We start from the raw sequence: 19,819 nt of genomic DNA, 5'->3' as shown, positions 1-19,819 counted from the left end.
CCCCTAAAGAAGGTGGTGCCGACAATTACAGATCAATCCACACCAATGAGGCAAACCGACCGGCTCGAGCGCTGCGGCGGAAGGAATAGAAGCGTGGGTCGTTGACCGTACAGAAACCACCGCCGTAAACCGCTATCACTCCGCACGCGGCCAAACGCAGGCGCGCCAAGGCGTAAATATCGGCCATGAAGCGACCGTCGTTCACGCTGGGTAAAAAAGCGTCGAGGGTTTCAGGGTGCGTACTAATGAACGCCTCCCGCACTTCCGGCCCGACTTCAAAAGCCTGGGGGCCAATTGCCGGGCCCAGCCATACGATGATTTCGCTGGCAGGTACCGCCATCTGGACAACCGTCGCTTCCAAAATGCCCGCCGCCAAACCCCGCCATCCGCCATGCGCAGCAGCCACACGGGTTCCGGAACGGTCGCAAAACAGCACCGGCAAACAGTCGGCCGTCATGATGGTGCAGGCAACATGAGGGGTGTCGGTCCAACTGGCGTCAGCGGCGATCACCCGGCGCGGGTCCGCATGAACGACCTCGACACCGTGGACTTGGCTCAGCCAGGCCGGCTGAATACCCAAGTGAGACTTCAAACGAAAACGATTGGCAGCCACCGCGTCAGGATCGTCGTCAACATGATCACCAAGGTTGAAGCTGTCGAACGGCGCCAGACTGACACCGCCCGCACGGGTTGTGACGCAGGATTTGATATTCGCTGGCGCAGGCCAGTCAGGTATCAACCACTCCGTCACGAACTCTTTCACCCGATGAAGGCCTCACGATCCTGCTTCAACAACGTCAGTAGCCAGACAAAATCGTCTGGAAGTGGCGATTCCCACTTCATGCGCTTACCGGTGGTCGGATGATCCAGCTCTAGGAAACGCGCGTGAAGCGCCTGACGCGGAAAATGTTTCAACGATTCGACCATGGTCACGCTGGCCGCAGGTGGAATACGGAAGCGACCACCGTAGGCCGGATCTCCGACCAACGGGAAGTTCACGTGTGCCATATGAACGCGAATCTGGTGAGTACGGCCGGTTTCCAGCTTGACCCGCACATGGGTGTGGGAGCGGAAACGCTCAAGTACACGGTAGTGACTTACCGCCTGCTTGCCACCTTCCATGACCGCCATGCGTTGACGCTGCTGACCGTGACGACCAATCGGCGCGTCGATCTTGCCGCCGGCGGTAACGACACCGATGACGATGCATTCGTAAATCCGGCTGACCGTGCGGCTTTGCAGCTGCGTGACAAGCTGGGTCTGCGCCTGAATAGTCTTGGCAACCACCATCAAACCGGTGGTGTCTTTGTCCAGACGGTGCACGATACCGGCGCGCGGCACGTTGACGATGTCTGGAAAGTGGTGCAGTAGAGCATTAAGCAGCGTGCCATCGGCATGACCGGCCGCCGGGTGAACCACCAAACCTGAAGGTTTGTTGATCACCATGATTTGATCGTCCTCGTAGACGATATCGAGCTCGATATCCTGCGCCACCCATTCACCTTGGGCTTCCTGCTCTGCGGTCAGATGCAGAACAGCACCGCCATGCACGATGTCACGCGGACGTATAACGGCCCCGTCCACAGTCAGGCGGCCGTCTTTTATCCAGGCGGAAAGGCGCGAGCGCGAGTGCTCAGCGAATAATTGTGCGGCGACTTGATCGAGGCGTTGACCACCCATTTCGGACGGTACCTCTGCGCTAAGTTCTATATTCTCGGACATGGCCAGACTAGGAGGCGGCGTAGCCTTTGGTTTCGGCTGCGCGCTTGTGGTTAAATACGGCGTCTTTTGCCCCGGGGGTTTCCGCGGGGCGCCAATCATAACAGGACGGCCACGCCCAAGACAGCGGGCCGTCATAGGGACGCTAGCCGCCATGCAAGTGAAACACCTGCTGCTGATCGCCATCCTCGCACTCACCGCCGCCTGTTCGTCGAAAGAAGTCATCGACGAAAACCTGAGCGAAGTCGAGCTGTACCAGCTGGCGCAGGCCGACCTGGACAACAGTAGTTACTCAAGCGCAACCAACAAGCTAAAAGCGTTGGAGTCGCGGTATCCGTTCGGACGCTATGCCGACCAGGCACAGCTCGAGTTGATTTACGCCAACTATAAAAACGGTGAGCCCGAGGCTGCGAAGTCTGCGGCTGAGCGCTTTATCCGTTTGCACCCGCAACACCCCAACGTCGACTACGCCTATTACCTCAAAGGTCTGACTTCATTCGACCAGGACGTCGGCCTGCTGGCTCGGTTCCTGCCGTTGGACATGACCAAACGTGACCCTGGCGCTGCTCGCGACTCTTATAACGAGTTCGCGCAGTTGACCGCTCGCTACCCCAACAGCCGTTATTCGCCTGACGCCAAGCAGCGCATGATTTATTTGCGCAACCTGCTGGCGGCTTACGAAATTCACGTTGCCGACTACTACCTGACCCGTCAGGCCTACGTCGCAGCTGCCAACCGTGGGCGCTACGTGGTGGAAAACTTCCAGGAGACGCCGGCTGTTGGCGATGGCCTGGCAGTGATGGTCGAGTCTTATCAGCGCATGCACCTGGACGAACTGGCAGCTACCAGCCTGGAGGTCCTCAAGCTGAATTACCCCAACCATCCCAGTCTGGTTGACGGCCAGTTCGTGCCGCAAGTCTCCGACGCGGACAACCGCTCGTGGCTGTCCAAGGCGACTTTGGGCTTGATCGAAAACAGTGCGCCGCTGCCGCCGGGTGAAACTCGCGCCAACCAAGACGTGATCAAGCAATACCAAGATGCTAAAGATGCAATTCCCAAAGACCTGCTCCCAGACAATCAGGATCAGGTAGAAGAAGAACAGCATCAAGCGCAAGGCAACAACAGCGACCGCTCGTGGTTCAGCTACATGACCTTCGGCGTATTCGACTGATTCCGTCGCAGTGAAAAAGAGGCCCGCGGGCCTCTTTTTTTATTCGCGATTTCTGTGCTGTGCGCCCGTCATCTCCTTGGCTACACTGCGAATCTTTATTCAGAAAGCTGGTAGTCATGGTTCGCTTACTGTTGTGGGTCATTTTAATCGCGGTGGCGGTTTACTATTTCAAACGCCTGGGCAAACGCTCGGCGCCACGCAAAAGCGCCCCTCCACCCGAGGGCGTCGCGGCGCCCATGGTTAAATGCGATCACTGCGGCGTTCATTTGCCACGTGACCGGGCGCTTAACCAGCAAGACCATTGGTATTGCAGCCAGGCCCATCTCGAACAGGGCCCAGGTTCCCGTGCCCGCTGAAGTACTTCCACTAAACGGCACCCAAGGCCAGCGCATCCTAAGGCTTTATCATCTTTATCGCCTGGCCATCGGCATCACGTTAATCCTGTTGATCTCCAGCAACCTCGACAACGACCTGCTGGAGTTGGTCAACGTAGACCTCTTCAGATCGGGCTGCTGGGTTTACCTGATCGTCAACATTTTGGCCGGCGTCTTCCTGAACAGACCGGAACACGCCGCACAGATTTTTGCCCTGGCGATGGCCGATATCGTGATGCTGTCCGCGCTGTTCTATGCCGGCGGCGGTGCTCCCAGCGGGATGGGCAACTTGCTGATCGCCTCGGTGGCCATCAGCAACGTGCTGTTGCGCGGGCGCATAGGCTTGCTGATTGCCGCCGCTGCCGCCATCGGCATTATCTACCTGACCTTCTACCTCAGCTTCAACCGACCTTCAGCCTTCAATCACTACTTTCAGGCAAGCATGCTCGGTGCGTTGAGTTTTGCGGCAGCGTTATTGGTGCAAATGCTTACTCGACGTCTGGACCTAAGCGAAACTTTGGCCAACGCGCGTGCAGCGGATGTCGACAACCTGGAAGAGCTCAATGCGCTGATCTTGCAACGTATGCGTACCGGCATTCTGGTGCTCGACGCCCGGCGCCTAGTGCTCCTGGCCAACCAAGGGGCATTGACGCTGATGGGTAATGAGCAGTTGATCGGCAAAACCATTGACGCTTACTCGCCCCAATTGGTGGATCGTTTACGGCAATGGTTGATCAACCCCATGTTACGTCCGCACAGCGTCGAGACGTCCGTTGCGGGCCCGCTGCTGCAACCAAGTTTTATCGCCTTAAACCATGGCGAGCACCGGCAAACATTGGTGTTCCTAGAAGACTTATCGTTGATCTCCCAACAGGCCCAACAACTTAAACTGGCCGCACTGGGGCGCCTGACGGCCGGTATTGCCCACGAAATTCGTAACCCGCTGGGCGCAATTAGTCACGCGGCCCAGTTGCTAAAAGAATCAGAGGAATTGACTACGCCAGACCGTCGACTGAGCCAGATCATCCATGACCAAACGCGGCGCATGGATCAAGTCATCGAAAACGTCCTGCAGCTGTCTCGTCGACGTCAAGCCGACCCTCAGCTACTTGATCTCAAGAGCTGGCTGGAAAACTTTGTCGACGAGGTCCGCGCCTCAGCGCTTGCCAATCAACTGCTGCACGTCGACATCGGAACCGGCACGCTGAGTACACGGATGGACCCCGAACAATTGACCCAAGTGTTGGTCAATCTGCTGCAGAACGGCTTGCGCTACAGTGCTCAGAACCACGATCTGGCGCAGGTCTGGCTTCATTTGTTTCACGATCCGCTCAGCGACTTACCGGTGCTCGAAATACTCGATAACGGCCCTGGCGTGGCGGACGAGCAACTGCCAAAAATTTTCGAACCGTTCTTTACCACGGAAACCAAAGGCACCGGCTTGGGCCTTTATATTTCCCGTGAGTTGTGCGAAAGCAATCAGGCGCATCTGGATTACAGACCTCGGGAAGGCGGCGGCAGCTGTTTTCGCATAACCTTTGCCCATCCGCTGAAGTTGAGCTGACCATGAGCCCACAGCAAAAAATCCTGATCGTCGACGATGAACCGGACATCCGTGAACTGTTGGAAATCACCCTCGGACGGATGAAGCTCGACACCCGCAGCGCGCGCAACGTTAAAGAAGCCCGGGACTGGTTGCAGCGCGAACCTTTTGATTTATGCCTGACCGATATGCGACTGCCCGATGGCAATGGCCTGGAACTGGTGCAGCACATCCAGCAGCGTTATCCGCAAGTGCCAGTGGCCATGATCACCGCCTACGGCAGCCTTGATACAGCGATCAATGCGCTGAAAGCCGGGGCCTTCGACTTCCTGACCAAACCGGTGGACCTCACTCGCCTTCGCGAGTTAGTGGCTAGCGCGTTGCGCATGCACACCCCCAGCGGGACCGAGAACACGTTCGACAGCCGCCTGCTGGGCGATTCGCCGCCGATGCGGGCGCTACGCAAACAGGTCAGTAAATTGGCCCGCAGTCAGGCGCCCATTTATATCAGTGGCGAATCGGGCAGCGGCAAAGAACTGGTGGCGCGCCTGATTCACGAACAAGGCCCGAGGATCGACCATCCATTTGTGCCGGTCAACTGCGGGGCAATTCCATCTGAGCTGATGGAAAGCGAGTTTTTCGGCCATCGCAAAGGCAGCTTTACCGGCGCGACTGAAGACAAACCAGGGCTCTTCCAAGCGGCCAACGGCGGGACGCTGTTCCTTGATGAAGTGGCGGATTTACCTTTGGCAATGCAAGTCAAACTGCTGCGGGCAATCCAGGAAAAAGCCGTGCGCAGCGTGGGCGGCCAGCAAGAACTGGTCGTCGATGTGCGCATCCTATGCGCTACCCATAAAGACCTGAATGCCGAAGTTGCAGCCGGCCGTTTCCGTCAGGATTTGTACTACCGACTGAACGTCATAGAATTGCGCGTGCCTTCGTTACGCGAACGCCGGGAAGACATCGTGCAACTGACTGACAGCATTCTCCGGCGATTGGCTGAAGGGTCGGGCCAGCCTGCTGCCACGCTCAACGCCCAAGCGCTGGAAACCCTGAAAAGCTATCGCTTTCCGGGCAACGTGCGCGAACTTGAGAACATGCTAGAGCGTGCCTACACCCTGTGCGATAACGACCGGATCGAAGCCAGCGACTTGCGCCTCATAGACACTCCCAGCATCAGCGGTCCCGGCGAACACCACTTGGCCGACATCAACGACCTGGAAGACTATCTGGAAAGCATCGAACGCACGCTGATCCTGCAAGCCTTGGAAGAAACCCGCTGGAACCGCACTGCCGCCGCGCAACGCCTGAACCTTACGTTTCGCTCGTTAAGGTATCGGTTGAAGAAGTTGGGGTTGGATGATTAGGCCCAGTCCCGCCATAGGCCGCAGCTGATCACAGATCTCTGTCTTAAATTATGGAAATTAAACATCACCTATTGATAAGTCCCTAAAAGGGACCTATCGTCCCTATTTAGGGACTGAAGAGGCCTTCATTATTTCTACTTCATTGGGTGATGCGCTGTTCACGACAACACAGCAAAAAGTGCTGGGGTTGCTATATGGCAAGCCTGACGAAAGTTTCTTCACTAATGAAATTGTTCGTTGGGCGAGCGTTGGCAAGGGTAGCTTGGTTCGCGAACTGTCTCGCTTGCACGGCGCGGGAATTCTTTTCATTCGCAGGCAGGGAAATCAGGTCCACTATCAAGCCAACCCGGATTGCCCGATCTATTCAGAGCTAATGGGTATCGTTCGTAAAACGTTCGGGATTGCTGGATTGATACGCTTGGCCTTATCACCCATTGCGGACCAACTGAGATGGGCATTCATTTACGGATCTATCGCGAAAGGCAATGAAAGATCCACGAGTGACATAGACCTAATGCTGATTGGCGAATCATTGCAATACGGCGATGTCATGGAGCTGTTGATACCACTGGAAGAACAAACCGGAAGGACCATCAACCCCACGCTTTACACCCTTGCTGATTGGCAAACCAAGCTTGAATCCTCCAACAGCTTCGTTTTGCGCGTTGAGCAACAAGAAAAAATAAATATCATAGGAAGCAATCCAAAGGAGCCTAAGGATGGGTAATGAAGACAGTTTGGGAAATTTGGTTCGTAGCGGCGGCTTAAAAGCAGAACCGAAGGACCAAAGAGAATGCGCGGGGGCTGCTCAGCTCCGCCGCAGACCGATTGAAAGATGCGCATAATTCTACGCTGTCGTTCGCGAGCCGCTTTGATCTTGCCTACAACGCAGCGCACGCGTAGGCCCTAACAGCCCTTCGACTTTGCGGTTACAGATCAGATCGCCGCTATTTGGTTTTTCAATGCCTTGTGCACACGTTAGAACTGGACAAAGGTCAGACCCGACTTTTTGCCCTGTGCCATGATCGGCGAAACTTAGCCGAATACGAAGGGTACATGGCAGTTGATGAACCTTTGCTCGCAGAATTGCTTAGGGCAACTGACGCTTTATTGGAGCGGGTGGACCACGCTGTGAGTCAAGCCAGCTAGACCCACAGCTTAAAACCTCGCAATAAAACCGGTGCTCGCGACAAATCGAAGAGGGCACTCAGTCACCCCAAAAGCCGACCCTGCGGTGCATACGGCGCCGCATCAATAATGGGCGCCCTGCCCGCCAGCAAATCAGTTAACAAGCGGCAAGAAGCCGGCGCCAGCACCAAGCCATTTCGGTAGTGCCCGCAGTTCAACCACAAGCCAGCAAATCCCGGCACCGGGCCAATAAACGGAATGCCTTCGGGCGACGCCGGCCGCAGCCCTGCCCAATGCCCAACCACTTCGGCACCGGCCAGCGCCGGGATCAGTTCCTCGGCGGACGCTTTGAGGCTTTCAAGTGCGGTGCTGGTTGGAGTCTTGTCGAAGCCTTCATGCTCCAGGGTGCTGCCGACCAGGATGTGGCCATCACGGCGCGGAATCGCGTAGCGGCCTTTGGCGAGAATCATCCTCGGGAGGAAGTCCGCCGCGCATTTGTACAAAATCATTTGGCCCTTGACCGGCTCGACAGGCAGCGCAAGGCCTAGCGTTTTCAACAATTCTCCGCTCCACGCGCCGGCCGCCAACACCACTCGGTCACCGAGTATGTCGCCAGAGGCGGTGCTGACGCCAAGAACGGTGTCGCCATCACGGATAAAACCGCTGACTTCACAGTGCTCATGAAGGGTGACATTGGGCAACGCTAACAGAGCCGCCCGTAGCGATTTCACCAAGCGTGGGTTGCGCACATTGGCAACGTCAGCCATGTAAATCGCACTGGAATACCCGCGGCCCATGACCGGAACCGCTTCATACACCGTAGAAATATCTACCGCACTCAACGGCCGATTTGCACTCGCAGCCCATTCCAACGCTTCTTTTTCGTCGTCCAGATCGAGCCAGTAGAGACCGGTGGTGTGAACCTCGGGGTCAACGCCCGTGGTCTCAAACAAGTGCGCCGCCAACTGCGGGTAAAAATCCTGCGACCAATGCGCCAGCGCTGTCACCGCCGAACTGTAGCGCCACGGATAAAGCGGCGAAACAATTCCGCCCCCCGCCCAAGACGATTCCTGCCCGACATCGGAACGGTCCAGCAGGACCACGCTTTCTACGTCTGCGGCCAGATTGAATGCGGTCAACAGACCGATCACACCACCGCCGACAATGACTACCTGTTGCTTGGACATCATGGACTCAACGCAAAAAGGAAAGAGAAACGGCGTCAGTACTGGGTGTTAAAAACGCCGGGATCGTCATTTACACAGTCAGTTATCGTCGCAGACTGTGGCGGTTTTTTCGACCCTGTCGTAGTAGGGTGCGACAACGTTACTCAGCGAAAAGCATCAAAGTGCCACTGGTCTGCCGAAAAGCCCGGACATCTATTAGATAACGACTTTAAAGTTGAGTAGTATCACGATATTTCCAACGGCAAAAATGGAATTTTCGTAATGGATTTCGGCTCTCGCGTCAGGCAGTCAAAGGCGCATCGTGGCCTTCATAGTCCATGTTTACACCAGGGTAGCTGTGGGTTCACCTTGATTGAGTTAGTGATTGTCGTGGTCATCGTCGGAATATTTGCGGCGCTCGCAATCCCCAGCTTCAGCAGCCTGATCCACAAAAACAACGTGACCACCACAGCCAATGAGTTTTACGACCTGCTGCAGTATTCGCGCGCAGAAGCAGCGACACGCGGTACGGGGATCACGATGTTGGCGGCGGGCTCTAGTAACTCCGCTTGGAATGGCGACATCAAAGTGATCCTTACCAATCAGGGCACTGTACTCAGAGAGATTGGCACGGGCGGCCTTCAAACAGGGGTGGCAATCACTACTCCGATAGGCAGTATCGTCTTCTCGCCCACCGGCAGCGCCTCGCCGGCTACTTGCTTCACCTTCACTTATACCGGGGACACGTCGATTAAAACCCAGTATGTTGGCGTGCTCGGGAGCGGCCGTATCAGTGTTCCGTCTACAACACTGCCAGCAACGGGAGAGTGCAATTGATAACAGGCATTCCCACTAAATCCTCAGGGTTCAGCATGATTGAGGTGCTGGTCAGCCTGCTCGTCATCGTTGTGGGTGTATTAGGCATGGTAGGCCTGCAAAGCAAAGCGATTCCTTACACTCAGGATTCCGCGCAGCGAAATACTGCCATCATGCTCGCAGATGATTTGCTGGAGCTGATCAGGAGCAACCCGAATTGCGGCACCATCGGTAGTTGTCAGAAGTTACCAGGTGCTTCGTTTCCAACCGTCCCCTCTGCCTGTATCCCTACGCCCATCAGTTTTAATGATCAAGTCGGCTGCTGGGCAGTTCAAGCGGGCAATGCCCTACCGGGCGCTAGCGCGCTATTGAAAACTGGTTTTTACGTCTGTAACAGTGCAACGCCAGGCGATGTAACCGCGTCAAGTTGCGGTACGGGGAGCGAAATAGAGATACAACTCTCATGGACCGTCAAAACGGCGGGTGATTGTATGGACCCCTCAAACAGCAGTACGACCTGTACATACAAAATCAGGACGCGGCGGTGATGAATTTAAATCCTAAAAAAAATAATATTTACCCTTATCAGCGGGGCGTTTCGTTGATTGAGCTGATGGTTGCCATGACCATTGGCTGTTTCTTAATCCTGGGTATTACCCAAATTTTTATCACCAATCAGAAAAGTTATCTGTTTCAGCAGAGCCAGCTTGGCAATGGGGAAAATGGTCACTTCGCACTTGCTGTGCTGGGACAGGAACTGTCGAAAGCGGGCTATCGAAGTCTGCCGACCGCGCAAATCACTAACACCTCGGTTTCAGGCTGCAATTTCCCTGCGGGCGTCTCCGTGGTCGCCATTTCAGCCACAGCGCTGTGTATTCAGTATGAGGCCAGCAATAAAGCCGACGTGACCTGTCAAGGTACGCCGCTATCGAGCACAAACCTAGGCGCCATCGTGACACCCTACATGCAAGCCAATCCTGTGATTGTTGAGCAAATCGCGCTGGATACCACAACAAACTCGATAACGTGCACGACAGGGGGCATCACTCAACAAATGGTGACGGGGGTGGCCGATCTCCGCTTCGATTACGGTTCCAGCAATGGCATTGGCAAGGACAGCTCTAAGACAGTGACCGTCTTTGGCCCCAGCCCCAGTAACGCTCAGACGATAGGTGCGGTCCGCTATGCCGCCCTTATGCAGAGCGGCTCATCAAGCATTCGGGACACCACTGATGTACCCAAAGCCCTGTCAGACTGGAATACTCGTTTTAGCGGGACCATTGCCGATAACACCAAGATTTACCAGATCGTGCAGGACACCATCATGATCAGGAATCAGATGCAATGAACGTGTCCTTGCGCTCGACCCATTTCCCCATGGCGCGCCAACAGGCGGGTATAACGTTGGTAGTTGCCATTATATTTCTGCTGATCATTACTGTTTTGGCCATTTCCAGCATGCGCGGAGTATCGCTTGAGTCTCGCATCACGGCCAATCTAAAACAGCAAAAGACCCTGAGGAGCGCAGCGGAAGCGGGTCTACGCATGGGAGAGCTAAGTATCGGCACGACCGTAGCCCCCACATCGGTTAAAACCTGCACGACAACAACCTGCCTACCGTGGGTGCAGTCTGAGCTTACGGCAACTTCCAGCGTCGATACACCTAGCCAATTCGTAGCGGCTAACGCTACAAACATGGCCACCGCCGCGACGGCATACAATACGAAAATTCAATGGTACGTCGTACAACTTGGAATGTTGGACGGCAAAAGCCAGAATAGCTGTGCAATCAAAGGGTGTGGCGCTTGGTACTACGAAGTCAATGCATGCGCGTCTACCGTATTGTGCACCAGTGATACCACGACTCAACGCGTCATCTTGCGTACAGTGATCGCCCGTTATTACCCCTAAGTAGATGCCAATACTGGATAACCCATGACTTGCTTAAAAAAAATTCACAGTATTTTCATCGCACTGACCGGTTTGCTTATTTTTAACGGCTCAACGACAGAAGCGGCCACCATCAGCCAAGTCCCCGCGCAGTTGCCAAACTTCGTGAACGCCGCCGTTCCGCCGTTAAACATGCTGCTGGTAGAACGCGACAACAAGCTTTTTTTTCCGGCCTATAACGATGCCTCCGATCTGGACGGTGATGGGTCTATCGACATCCGCTACAAACCGTCAATCACCTACTTGGGTTATTTCGATTCGGGAAAATGCTACACCTATGGGGGTAGTTATTTTTCTCCAACATCGATTACCGTCACTAAAAAATGCAGTGGTAACTGGAGCGGCGACTACCTCAATTACCTGACCACTTCCAGGGCCGACGCGTTACGAAAAGTACTGTATGGCGGCTATCGCTATGTCGACACCGCAACACAAACCATCCTGTCCAGGGCCTATATATCCACGAACGCCCAAACCTGGGGCAAGGAATATAATAGCCTGACAGTAGATGGCTACAATCTCTCCGACTACACACCTTATTCGAACCCCTCTTCCGGCAACTACACACTTTTTGCAAACAACAGCCAAGGCACCGTTGAAGCCCAGTACCCTCCACTGCTAAGGGTGCTTCCAAATATTGCCAACGTCCGTATATTTGGCTGGGTTTCCCGGGAAGTTGTTGAGGGCGGAACCACCGCCACCAACACAAGCCTCGTCGATATTACTGTCGCCCCCGTTGACTTTGCCGTCAGGGTAGAGGCCTGTAAAACCGGCTTTTTGGAAACAAATTGCAAGCTGTATCCGAATGGCCAATACAAGCCCACTGGCATCCTTCATGATTACGGTGAGGGCAATCAGATGTACTTTGGTCTGATGACCGGCACTTACACGAACAATCTACAAGGCGGAGCCCTGCGCAAGGCTATGGGCAGCTTTGCCAGCGAAATTGATTCCTCCACTGGTATTTTCGGGACCCAAACGGGCTCAACCTATACTAAAGGTGCCATCATCGGGACACTCGACGGCTTAATATTAAGCCCTCTCACGTGCCCCTCTATCACCATCCCGCTAAACTCAACCTGCCCAAACGCGGGAAATCCACTGGCAGAAATGATGTATGAAACAATGCGCTACTTTAGTGGCACTGTAACTCCCACCAATGGCTATCTTTCCGGTGCAGCTGATACGGCACTCGGTCTTAGCGGGTTGAGCAGTTGGACAAACCCTTACTCTAGTACACCGGACGCGAATGCTACCCCCCCTACTTACCCTAGCTGTTCCAAACCGTTTGAGACCTTATTCAGCGACGTAAACCCAAGTTATGACTCGGACCTCCCTGGTAGCAGCTTTGCTACCACCGGTCTTCCGACGGCGACCACTGCCTTAACGTCGCTGAACGTTTCAACCTTGGGCAGCACCATATGGAACAACGAGATAGGGGGTAGCGCAAGTATCAATATCGGTGAAGTGCCGACTCTTAACGATTCCGCGCCTACCGCCAAGACCGCATCAAGCTTCGGTAGCATACGTGGGCTTCCGGATGAACCTACGAGACAGGGGACTTATGATGCAGCAGCAGTTGCTTATTATGCTAACACCAATCCCATCACATCGATTGGCAATCAAAAAGTTCAAACGTTTTCTATTGCCCTCTCCTCGACGTTACCGCGGATTCAAATACCCCTCGGCAGCGGCATCATTACGCTAGTACCTTTTGGTAAAGTTGTCAGCACCGCCCCCAACTTCGCGACTGAACGCTTCAGTGGTTTCTACATAGATTCGCTCTATAACATGCCTGGCCAACCCTTCGACACAACCGTGAACGGAGGCCGGGCACAAGCTGTTTTCCGGGTTGTGTACGACGATTGCACCCAAGGTTGCGACTTTGATATGGACGCCATCGTGCTTTATACGGTAGCGGTCAATGCACTCGGGACGCTGGATGTTACGCTGCAGACAACTTACTCGGCTGCGGGCTACGAATCGCACATGGGTTATACCATCTCTGGTACTACGCATGATGGCATCTACATGGAAGTAAGGGGTGGAGGGGGCTCAACCACTACAAACAACTACGCGCTGGACACGCCTGGAACGAATTTACCCGGCCAATGCCCGTGCACGGGTACAACCAGCCAATTACCCGGCATGCTGACTAACAGCGTCCCCGTAACAATCAACGGTATCGCGAGCACTAGCCATACACGCAACTTCTCCGCGTCATCGACGAGCGCTGTCACCAACCTGCAAAATCCACTCTGGTACGCCGCCAAGTGGGGCGGATTCGGTAACTCGACCAATACGTCCAGCAGCTTGCCAGTCTCTGGACAGTGGGACTCGAACACGGCTAAGACACCTAACAACTACTTTTTGGTCACCAACGCCTCTACGTTAAAAGCTCAACTGTCCAAAGCCTTTAATCAAATTTTGCAAACAAATAGTTCAGTCAGCGCACCGGCAGTATTGCATACACTAGGCACCAGCAGCTCTAATTCCACTTACGTGAACAGCATGAACGTCGCCTACTGGAGTGGAGACCTGACCAAAACAACCTTTACGACCACGACGGTGGGAACAAGTATTACGACGAGTTCGGCGATCAACTGGGTGGCCAGCCAACAAGTGCCGCCGTGGGGCTCGAGACAGATCAAAATGGCTAACTCGACCGGTACAGCCCTGCAGAGCTTCTCCTTTGCTAATCTCCCGATGGGCACGTTGACCTCAGCACAAGTCGACTTCATTCGTGGCGACACCAGCAATGAGATATCGACCTATCGCAAACGAGCCTCATTGATAGGCGACATCGTAGACTCTGCACCTGTGATCGTCAGCACCGCCAACTTCGTTCCCTCGGTTGCAGAAACCTTGAGTGGGCCAGTGGGTGCCTACTCGACGTTCAAAACCACCCAAACCACCCGCCGCGGTCAAGTATATGTGGGCGCCAACGACGGTATGTTGCACGCATTCGACACCACTACCGGTGTCGAAAAGTTTGCCTTCATCCCAACCGCCGTGATCCCCAACCTCAGCAAGTTAAGTGCCAGCACCTATAATTCAGACCCCTCGCTGCATCGATATTTTGTTAACGGCACACCGGTTACTTCAGACGTCTACTTCAGCGGAGCGTGGCACACCGTTTTGATCGGTACGCTGGGCGGCGGCGGGCGTGAGATATTCGCCTTGGACGTCACCGATCCGGACAACATCACCCTGCTTTGGGAGTTCACCTCCCAAGCGAATTCCGATTTGGGCTACAGCTTCTCTACGCCGGTCATTGCCAGGCTGAATTCAGGAAACTGGGGCGTCGTCGTAGGCAATGGTTACAGCGGCAACAATGGCGTGGCAGCGCTATTCGTTATCGACGTTGGCACCGGCCTCGTGACCGAAATAAAGACACCCATCGGCGGTAACAATGGCCTGTCGTCACCGGTGATATTGGACTCGAACTCCGACGGCATCGCTGACTATGTATACGCCGGCGATCTGCTCGGTAATCTATGGCGATTCGACTTTCTTGGCAGCAGCTCTAGTAGCTTCGCCATTTCCTTTGGTGGCACCACCCCCCTTTATAAGGCGACGGTGAGCGACACAGCGGGTTCAGCAGTTCAATCCATTACAGCCCCCCCAGTGGTCGTGGCTCACCCAAGCGGAGTGGGCACTCTGGTGATCTTCGGGACCGGCCGCTATTTCACGACCGCAGACAAGGCCAATACAGATCTCCAGACGTTATATGGCATTTGGGATAAACAACCGAGTACCGCGAGCACCCCTAACCTTGCGCGGGCCAGTCTACAAGCCCAAACGATTACGACGCAGGATAACAGTGCTACATTTAACGGCATCACAACGGCTATTCGGATTATCAGTAATAACACCGTGGATTGGACGACAAAATTTGGCTGGTATCTGGATCTGACCGCCAGCAGCTCCTTACTGGGCGAGCGGATAGTTGATCCGCTGATCATTTCTGGCAGTGTACTGCTTGCCTCTACACGTACACCCAGCACTGATATTTGTTCACCGGGTCTAATCGGATGGACCTATGGCCTGGATCCAACGACCGGCGGCCGAACCAACTTTACGGTATTCAACCTTTCCCAAAATGGAACCATTACCAGCACCGACAAATACAATTCAACCGTTGTCAGTGCTTTCAGTACTGGCGCAGGTGGTTTTACCGTGACTTCTGGCGCAAACAATGGATCGCTCACCGGGACACTTTTTAATAGTGGCGGTGGCATTGGCACTAACTATAACGGCGGAACATTTTATAATGGCCGCCAAACTTGGCGCGTTATCCCCTCGCCTTAGGAACTAAGCATGCGCAATGACACGAAAGGCCAGCACGGTTTTACGCTGATAGAATTGATGATCACCGTGGCAATCATTGGCATCCTTGCTGCGATTGCCTACCCGAGCTATACCGCGCATGCACTGCATGGTTATCGCTCGGAAGGGATTGCACAGCTGGCTGACGGGGTCGCTCGGATGGAGCGCTACTATGCTCAAAACAGCAATTATTCGGCGTCTAATTTGGCCGCCATAGGCATTACCAATGCCACATCCCCAAGCGGAAAATATATCATCAGCTTTAACGGTATCCCAGGCGCCACGACCTATTCTCTTCAGGTCGTTCCACAAGGTGCGCAGTCAAGTGATAGCTGCGGGACATTGAGCACTGATCAAACGGGTGTCAAATCACCGGTTACTGCGAGCTGCTGGCAATAGATTTTCCAGTTCAAAAGCCCAGCCTTCCGCTGCGCTTTTGAACGGGTTAACGGCCCCAGCACAGTGTGGACGTAGCTCCACCGGCCAAGTTTAAGTTGTCGCGTTTACCCACGTTATCCATCAAAAACCCCCCACACTTATCCCCACTCATCACCCCCGTCGCAATAGGCATCGCAGTCAGCGTAAATGACTGAATCCCCCGCTCCGCCGCCACGGTATACACCCGATTTCCCTGCGTAATCTCCAACCCCACAGCAGGCGGCCCCGTAACATCCGAATACTGCCCATTGCGTGAATAAAACCGTTCCAGCTGTTGCGCCGTGTCGGTCAGCAACCCAGCGATCTCCGAGCGGTGAGCCCGTTTCAAGTACTCGGTGTAGCTGGGATAAGCGACGGCGGCGAGGATGCCGACTATTGCGATGACAATCATCATTTCGATCAGGGTTAAGCCGCATTGGCGACTCACTGTATTTGCCGCCACATAATGCGGCGCCCGAACACGTAGACGCTTTCCAACACTGTTCTGGAGTTGCCTTGGATGCCCACGCCGGTTATTCGATACAAGGTCCATACTTTCGGCTCCTTCCCTTCTGCTGGCAGTGGTACGTTTACCGGTTCAGTTGTTTCGGCGAAGTTTTGCACGGCGTAGAACCCTCCATTTACAGCTCTCCAAGTCACGCCGGAAGTCGGGTTCGATCCGGGTGCAGTAATGTCGAACGCCTCAGGCGGAGGCGCGCAGGTGGTGACGGCTATGCAGCGCGCCAGCGAGTAACCCGGTTGTTGCACCGCCGATTCGCCGATTCGCAACGCCGCTTCTGCTGCTTGAAATGACTGATCACGTAGCTTTACGCTCCCGGCCATTTTTTCCTGAAGGGCGGCGTTTTGCAGGGATGAAACGCCGATCAGGCTAATCAACAGCAGAAACACCAAGCTGACTAACAACACCATTCCGTGTTGGCTGTGGATATTCATGAAGACTTCACTCATTAATAAATACGAGTATTTCAACGGCACATGTTGGCTACTACAGGGATTGTGTTGTTGCTTCTCACCTATCCGAGCCTGTTTCGCAGTGCGGCGACGACTGTGAACGTCTGGTCTTCAACCCGCTTGGCTGGATCGCTCAGGGTAAGACTCAGACGAACGCTTCTAATTAGTCTGGGATCGGCAGGGTTGGCGGCGTAGCGTGAAACCGGTGTGTCTTCAACCGTATTGGCCACGCCAAACAACACCGAGAACGCGCTGACGTTTTTGATCAGTCCGCTGATTTCACCGCCGCGACGGTCGTAGGCGTAGGTGATTTGGCGGATCGGGAATTTCAATTGGCCGGGGCCTGGCTCACGGTCTCCGGCATAAGCGGTGGCGGAGGACTCACAGTCGGATAATACGACCCAGTCGGCTTTACCGCCGGTGGTGCCGACATCAGCGGTCACCAAGGTCAAGGTGTGTTTGGCGTTGTTCCAGCGGATCGGCGTTTGCCGTGCTGCAGAAAAGCCTCTGCCGGAATCATCTATCGTCTGCAGGCAACCAAACATGCCCACCATGCGAATTTCCTGAAGCATTTTGCTCAGTAGAAATCGCGCATCTTCTTGCATGAATGCCGAGGCGTTTTGGCTGATGTAGGTATTTTTGGCGCCGATGAACAACTGAGTCAGGCCAAGGGTAATAACCAGTCCTAGGGTCATCGCCAGCATAATTTCGATCAGGCCGAAGCCCTCGGACGCCTGCTTCATGGACGCGCCCCTACATCAACCGCGACGCGGCTGCTCAGCCTGAATGTCTGCAGCTCGTTGAGTACATTGGCGGCTCTGGAGTCGTTCCAGGTGATCGTGATTTCCACGGCCCGCCCGATCACCGCGATGCTGGCATCGGCATCGTTGCCAGCGAAAGCATTGATGCTGGTGGCGAAGTCAAACAGGTCCTGGTCGCGCGGCATCGCGAGATTGCCTACTGGGGGCGCAGACGCTAGCGAAGCCAGGGTGTAATCCACATCCGGGTTGGCGCGGATGCGTTCCATCATGTCGTGGGCGACGAAGCTGGCGTGGCTGTGGAGCATCGCGCTGTCGGTGTACTTCAACGCATTGAGCTGTAACGCCGCCGCGCCCAGCAAACCGATGGCGAGAATCAGCAGAGCAATCAGCACCTCGATCAGCGTCATTCCGGTTTGAACATAGTCGTTTCCCTCACGCATCAGTAGGCTCCCTCCAAAACCAATTCGTCCGACCAGTGAAGTCGATAAAACGGCAATCGGGGTGCGGATGTGTGGCCTGATTTGTAACTCTTTAGCTGTTCGTTCCGTCGACACAGTGGCTGACAATTCAAGCGAGCCAAGGGCTAGGAACCAGAGCGAATCAGGTGTTTTCTAGCGAACCTGATGGACACGCAAGGACGCCGAGCATGAAGCAAACAGGTGTGGGTCTTATTCAATTGATGGCCGGTTTGGCATTGATCGCCGTCGCCGCGCAACTGGCGGTTCCGGGGTTTGGGCAATTGGTTGAGTCTCAGCGGCGCACGGAGGTCGCTAACCAACTAACCAGTGCGCTTCGATCTGCGCGCACCGAGGCGATCCTGCGCAACACACCGGTTTTGGTTCATGCGATAGATGACAACTGGAGCGTTGGCTGGCGGATTATGCTCGAGCACAAAGCTGCGGGTGGGGAGTACAGCGAAGTATTGCGCGAGCACGCCAGCGGCGGAAAAGTACCGATTACCGGTAATTTCCGAGGAAAACCCTATGTGCGGTTCAATGGCTTAGGTTCTGCCCTGACCAGCAACGGGACATTGCTGGTCTGCGACACACAGAAGCCCATCAGTCATTATCAGATCGTGGTTGCGGCCAGCGGCAGGGTTCGATTGGAGAGCGACCAAGCCCATCCGCGACCATGCCGCTAATCGATCTCACAACAACGATTTGACCCGTAACTCTTTGGGCATCGAAAAGGTGATGTGTTCTGCACGCCCTGCCAACTCATCAGCGCCGGTCGCGCCCCAGGCTTGCAGTTGCTGAATCACGCCGCGCACCAGTACTTCGGGGGCCGAGGCGCCTGCGGTGATACCGATCCGCTCCACCCCGTCAAACCAGCTGCGTTGCAGGTCTTCGGCGCCGTCGATCAAGTAGGCTGGTGTCGACAAGCGCTCTGCCAATTCGCGCAAACGGTTAGAGTTTGAGCTGTTCGGACTACCAACGACCAACACCACATCACACTCGCTGGCCAATTGCTTGACCGCATCCTGGCGGTTTTGCGTGGCGTAACAGATGTCGTCTTTACGCGGGCCGCCGATGCTCGGGAAGCGCTTGCGCAGGGCGTCGATCACCCGACCCGTGTCATCCATGGACAACGTAGTCTGGGTAACAAACGCCAGGCTTTCAGGGTTGTTCACTTGAAGATTGGCGACATCTTCTTCGTCTTCCACCAGATAAATCGCGCCGCCATTGCTGCCATCGTACTGGCCCATGGTGCCTTCGACTTCTGGATGGCCTTCATGGCCAATAAGAACGCACTCACGGCCATCACGGCTATAGCGTGCAACTTCGATGTGAACCTTGGTCACCAACGGACAAGTGGCGTCGAACACTTTCAGGCCACGGCCGGTGGCTTCAGTGCGCACCGCCTGAGACACGCCATGGGCGCTGAAAATCACGATGACGTCGTCAGGTACCTGATCAAGCTCTTCGACGAAGATCGCGCCACGGGCACGGAGGTCTTCGACGACAAATTTGTTGTGTACCACTTCATGGCGCACGTAGATCGGCGGGCCAAAGACTTCCAGGGCACGATTGACGATCTCGATCGCCCGGTCCACTCCAGCACAGAAACCACGGGGGTTAGCGAGTTTGATTTGCATGGGGCGCCTCG

General features: G+C 55.0%; 20 protein-coding genes and 1 pseudogene. 13 read left to right on the top strand and 8 right to left on the bottom strand.

Features of this window, described 5'->3' with window-relative positions; all coding sequences use genetic code 11:
• Positions 1-25 precede the first annotated feature (25 nt).
• Positions 26-751, bottom strand: coding sequence for a peptidoglycan editing factor PgeF (gene pgeF, locus RHM65_RS10130; protein ID WP_322166103.1), 726 nt, complete (start codon positions 749-751; stop codon positions 26-28).
• Between the two features lie 8 nt (positions 752-759).
• Entirely contained in the window at positions 760-1,722 is a 963-nt protein-coding gene (gene rluD / locus RHM65_RS10125; RefSeq protein ID WP_322166104.1) for a 23S rRNA pseudouridine(1911/1915/1917) synthase RluD, read from the bottom strand.
• Between the two features lie 151 nt (positions 1,723-1,873).
• On the opposite strand from rluD, the gene RHM65_RS10120 reads away from it, so the two are divergent.
• The 6 genes and pseudogenes from RHM65_RS10120 to RHM65_RS10095 all read left to right on the top strand — a co-directional run bounded on the left by RHM65_RS10120 (position 1,874) and on the right by RHM65_RS10095 (position 7,323).
• Positions 1,874-2,890: an outer membrane protein assembly factor BamD gene (locus tag RHM65_RS10120; RefSeq protein ID WP_322166105.1), complete on the top strand. Its 1,017-nt coding sequence runs from the start codon at positions 1,874-1,876 to the stop codon at positions 2,888-2,890.
• A 116-nt stretch (positions 2,891-3,006) separates the two neighbouring features.
• The gene (locus RHM65_RS10115) at positions 3,007-3,246 is read left to right on the top strand and encodes a PP0621 family protein (RefSeq protein WP_322166108.1); all 240 of its coding nucleotides are present in this window, start codon (positions 3,007-3,009) and stop codon (positions 3,244-3,246) included.
• On the top strand, positions 3,236-4,828 hold the full coding sequence (locus RHM65_RS10110) for a sensor histidine kinase (RefSeq protein WP_322166109.1): 1,593 nt from the start codon (positions 3,236-3,238) through the stop codon (positions 4,826-4,828). Before RHM65_RS10115 ends, RHM65_RS10110 begins: the two co-directional genes overlap by 11 nt.
• Before the next feature lie 2 nt (positions 4,829-4,830).
• Positions 4,831-6,174 carry a sigma-54 dependent transcriptional regulator gene (locus RHM65_RS10105; protein ID WP_322166110.1) on the top strand — a complete coding sequence of 448 codons (1,344 nt, stop codon included), beginning with the start codon at positions 4,831-4,833 and terminating at the stop codon, positions 6,172-6,174.
• 142 nt (positions 6,175-6,316) lie between these two features.
• Complete coding sequence (locus RHM65_RS10100; protein WP_416195126.1) at positions 6,317-6,901, top strand: transcriptional regulator; 585 nt, start codon at positions 6,317-6,319, stop codon at positions 6,899-6,901.
• Positions 6,894-7,323: pseudogene (locus RHM65_RS10095) on the top strand (hypothetical protein). Before RHM65_RS10100 ends, RHM65_RS10095 begins: the two are co-directional and overlap by 8 nt.
• A 62-nt stretch (positions 7,324-7,385) precedes the next feature.
• Here the strand turns inward: RHM65_RS10095 and thiO are convergent.
• The gene (gene thiO, locus RHM65_RS10090; protein WP_322184867.1) at positions 7,386-8,492 is read right to left on the bottom strand and encodes a glycine oxidase ThiO; all 1,107 of its coding nucleotides are present in this window, start codon (positions 8,490-8,492) and stop codon (positions 7,386-7,388) included.
• A 258-nt stretch (positions 8,493-8,750) separates the two neighbouring features.
• Here thiO and RHM65_RS10085 point away from each other — a divergent pair, with 258 nt between their 5' ends.
• The 6 genes from RHM65_RS10085 to RHM65_RS10060 are packed head-to-tail and all read left to right on the top strand — an operon-like array spanning position 8,751 to position 15,962.
• Positions 8,751-9,305 carry a GspH/FimT family pseudopilin gene (locus tag RHM65_RS10085; RefSeq protein WP_322166112.1) on the top strand — a complete coding sequence of 185 codons (555 nt, stop codon included), beginning with the start codon at positions 8,751-8,753 and terminating at the stop codon, positions 9,303-9,305.
• A complete protein-coding gene (gene pilV, locus RHM65_RS10080; protein WP_322184863.1) occupies positions 9,296-9,832 on the top strand; it encodes a type IV pilus modification protein PilV in 537 nt (178 codons plus the stop codon). Before RHM65_RS10085 ends, pilV (RHM65_RS10080) begins: the two co-directional genes overlap by 10 nt.
• On the top strand, positions 9,832-10,632 hold the full coding sequence (locus RHM65_RS10075; RefSeq protein WP_322184861.1) for a PilW family protein: 801 nt from the start codon (positions 9,832-9,834) through the stop codon (positions 10,630-10,632). Before pilV (RHM65_RS10080) ends, RHM65_RS10075 begins: the two co-directional genes overlap by 1 nt.
• Positions 10,629-11,195, top strand: coding sequence for a pilus assembly PilX family protein (locus tag RHM65_RS10070; RefSeq protein WP_322166115.1), 567 nt, complete (start codon positions 10,629-10,631; stop codon positions 11,193-11,195). The genes RHM65_RS10075 and RHM65_RS10070 overlap by 4 nt, the downstream gene beginning before the upstream one ends.
• Positions 11,196-11,219: 24 nt before the next feature.
• Positions 11,220-15,545, top strand: coding sequence for a pilus assembly protein (locus RHM65_RS10065; RefSeq protein ID WP_322184859.1), 4,326 nt, complete (start codon positions 11,220-11,222; stop codon positions 15,543-15,545).
• Between the two features lie 9 nt (positions 15,546-15,554).
• Positions 15,555-15,962, top strand: coding sequence for a type IV pilin protein (locus RHM65_RS10060; protein WP_322166117.1), 408 nt, complete (start codon positions 15,555-15,557; stop codon positions 15,960-15,962).
• 46 nt (positions 15,963-16,008) lie between these two features.
• Here RHM65_RS10060 and RHM65_RS10055 read toward each other — a convergent pair whose 3' ends face one another.
• The 4 genes from RHM65_RS10055 to pilV (RHM65_RS10040) all read right to left on the bottom strand — a co-directional run bounded on the left by RHM65_RS10055 (position 16,009) and on the right by pilV (RHM65_RS10040) (position 18,153).
• Positions 16,009-16,428 (bottom strand): type IV pilin protein, encoded by a 420-nt coding sequence (locus RHM65_RS10055; RefSeq protein WP_322166118.1) that lies wholly within the window; start codon positions 16,426-16,428, stop codon positions 16,009-16,011.
• Complete coding sequence (locus RHM65_RS10050) at positions 16,425-16,949, bottom strand: PilX N-terminal domain-containing pilus assembly protein (protein WP_416195125.1); 525 nt, start codon at positions 16,947-16,949, stop codon at positions 16,425-16,427. Before RHM65_RS10050 ends, RHM65_RS10055 begins: the two co-directional genes overlap by 4 nt.
• A gap of 65 nt (positions 16,950-17,014) precedes the next feature.
• Positions 17,015-17,695 (bottom strand): pilus assembly protein PilW, encoded by a 681-nt coding sequence (locus RHM65_RS10045; protein ID WP_322166120.1) that lies wholly within the window; start codon positions 17,693-17,695, stop codon positions 17,015-17,017.
• The gene (gene pilV, locus RHM65_RS10040) at positions 17,692-18,153 is read right to left on the bottom strand and encodes a type IV pilus modification protein PilV (RefSeq protein ID WP_322166121.1); all 462 of its coding nucleotides are present in this window, start codon (positions 18,151-18,153) and stop codon (positions 17,692-17,694) included. Before pilV (RHM65_RS10040) ends, RHM65_RS10045 begins: the two co-directional genes overlap by 4 nt.
• A gap of 206 nt (positions 18,154-18,359) precedes the next feature.
• Between pilV (RHM65_RS10040) and RHM65_RS10035 the strand changes: the two genes are divergently transcribed.
• The gene (locus RHM65_RS10035; RefSeq protein ID WP_322184855.1) at positions 18,360-18,854 is read left to right on the top strand and encodes a GspH/FimT family pseudopilin; all 495 of its coding nucleotides are present in this window, start codon (positions 18,360-18,362) and stop codon (positions 18,852-18,854) included.
• A 6-nt stretch (positions 18,855-18,860) separates the two neighbouring features.
• Here RHM65_RS10035 and ispH read toward each other — a convergent pair whose 3' ends face one another.
• The gene (gene ispH / locus RHM65_RS10030; RefSeq protein ID WP_322166123.1) at positions 18,861-19,808 is read right to left on the bottom strand and encodes a 4-hydroxy-3-methylbut-2-enyl diphosphate reductase; all 948 of its coding nucleotides are present in this window, start codon (positions 19,806-19,808) and stop codon (positions 18,861-18,863) included.
• Positions 19,809-19,819 lie beyond the last annotated feature (11 nt).

Source organism: Pseudomonas sp. CCI4.2, assembly GCF_034350045.1.
Classification (GTDB): domain Bacteria; phylum Pseudomonadota; class Gammaproteobacteria; order Pseudomonadales; family Pseudomonadaceae; genus Aquipseudomonas.
The sequence above is the reverse complement of the archived record's forward strand: the minus strand, read 5'-3'. Positions and strand labels throughout refer to the sequence as shown.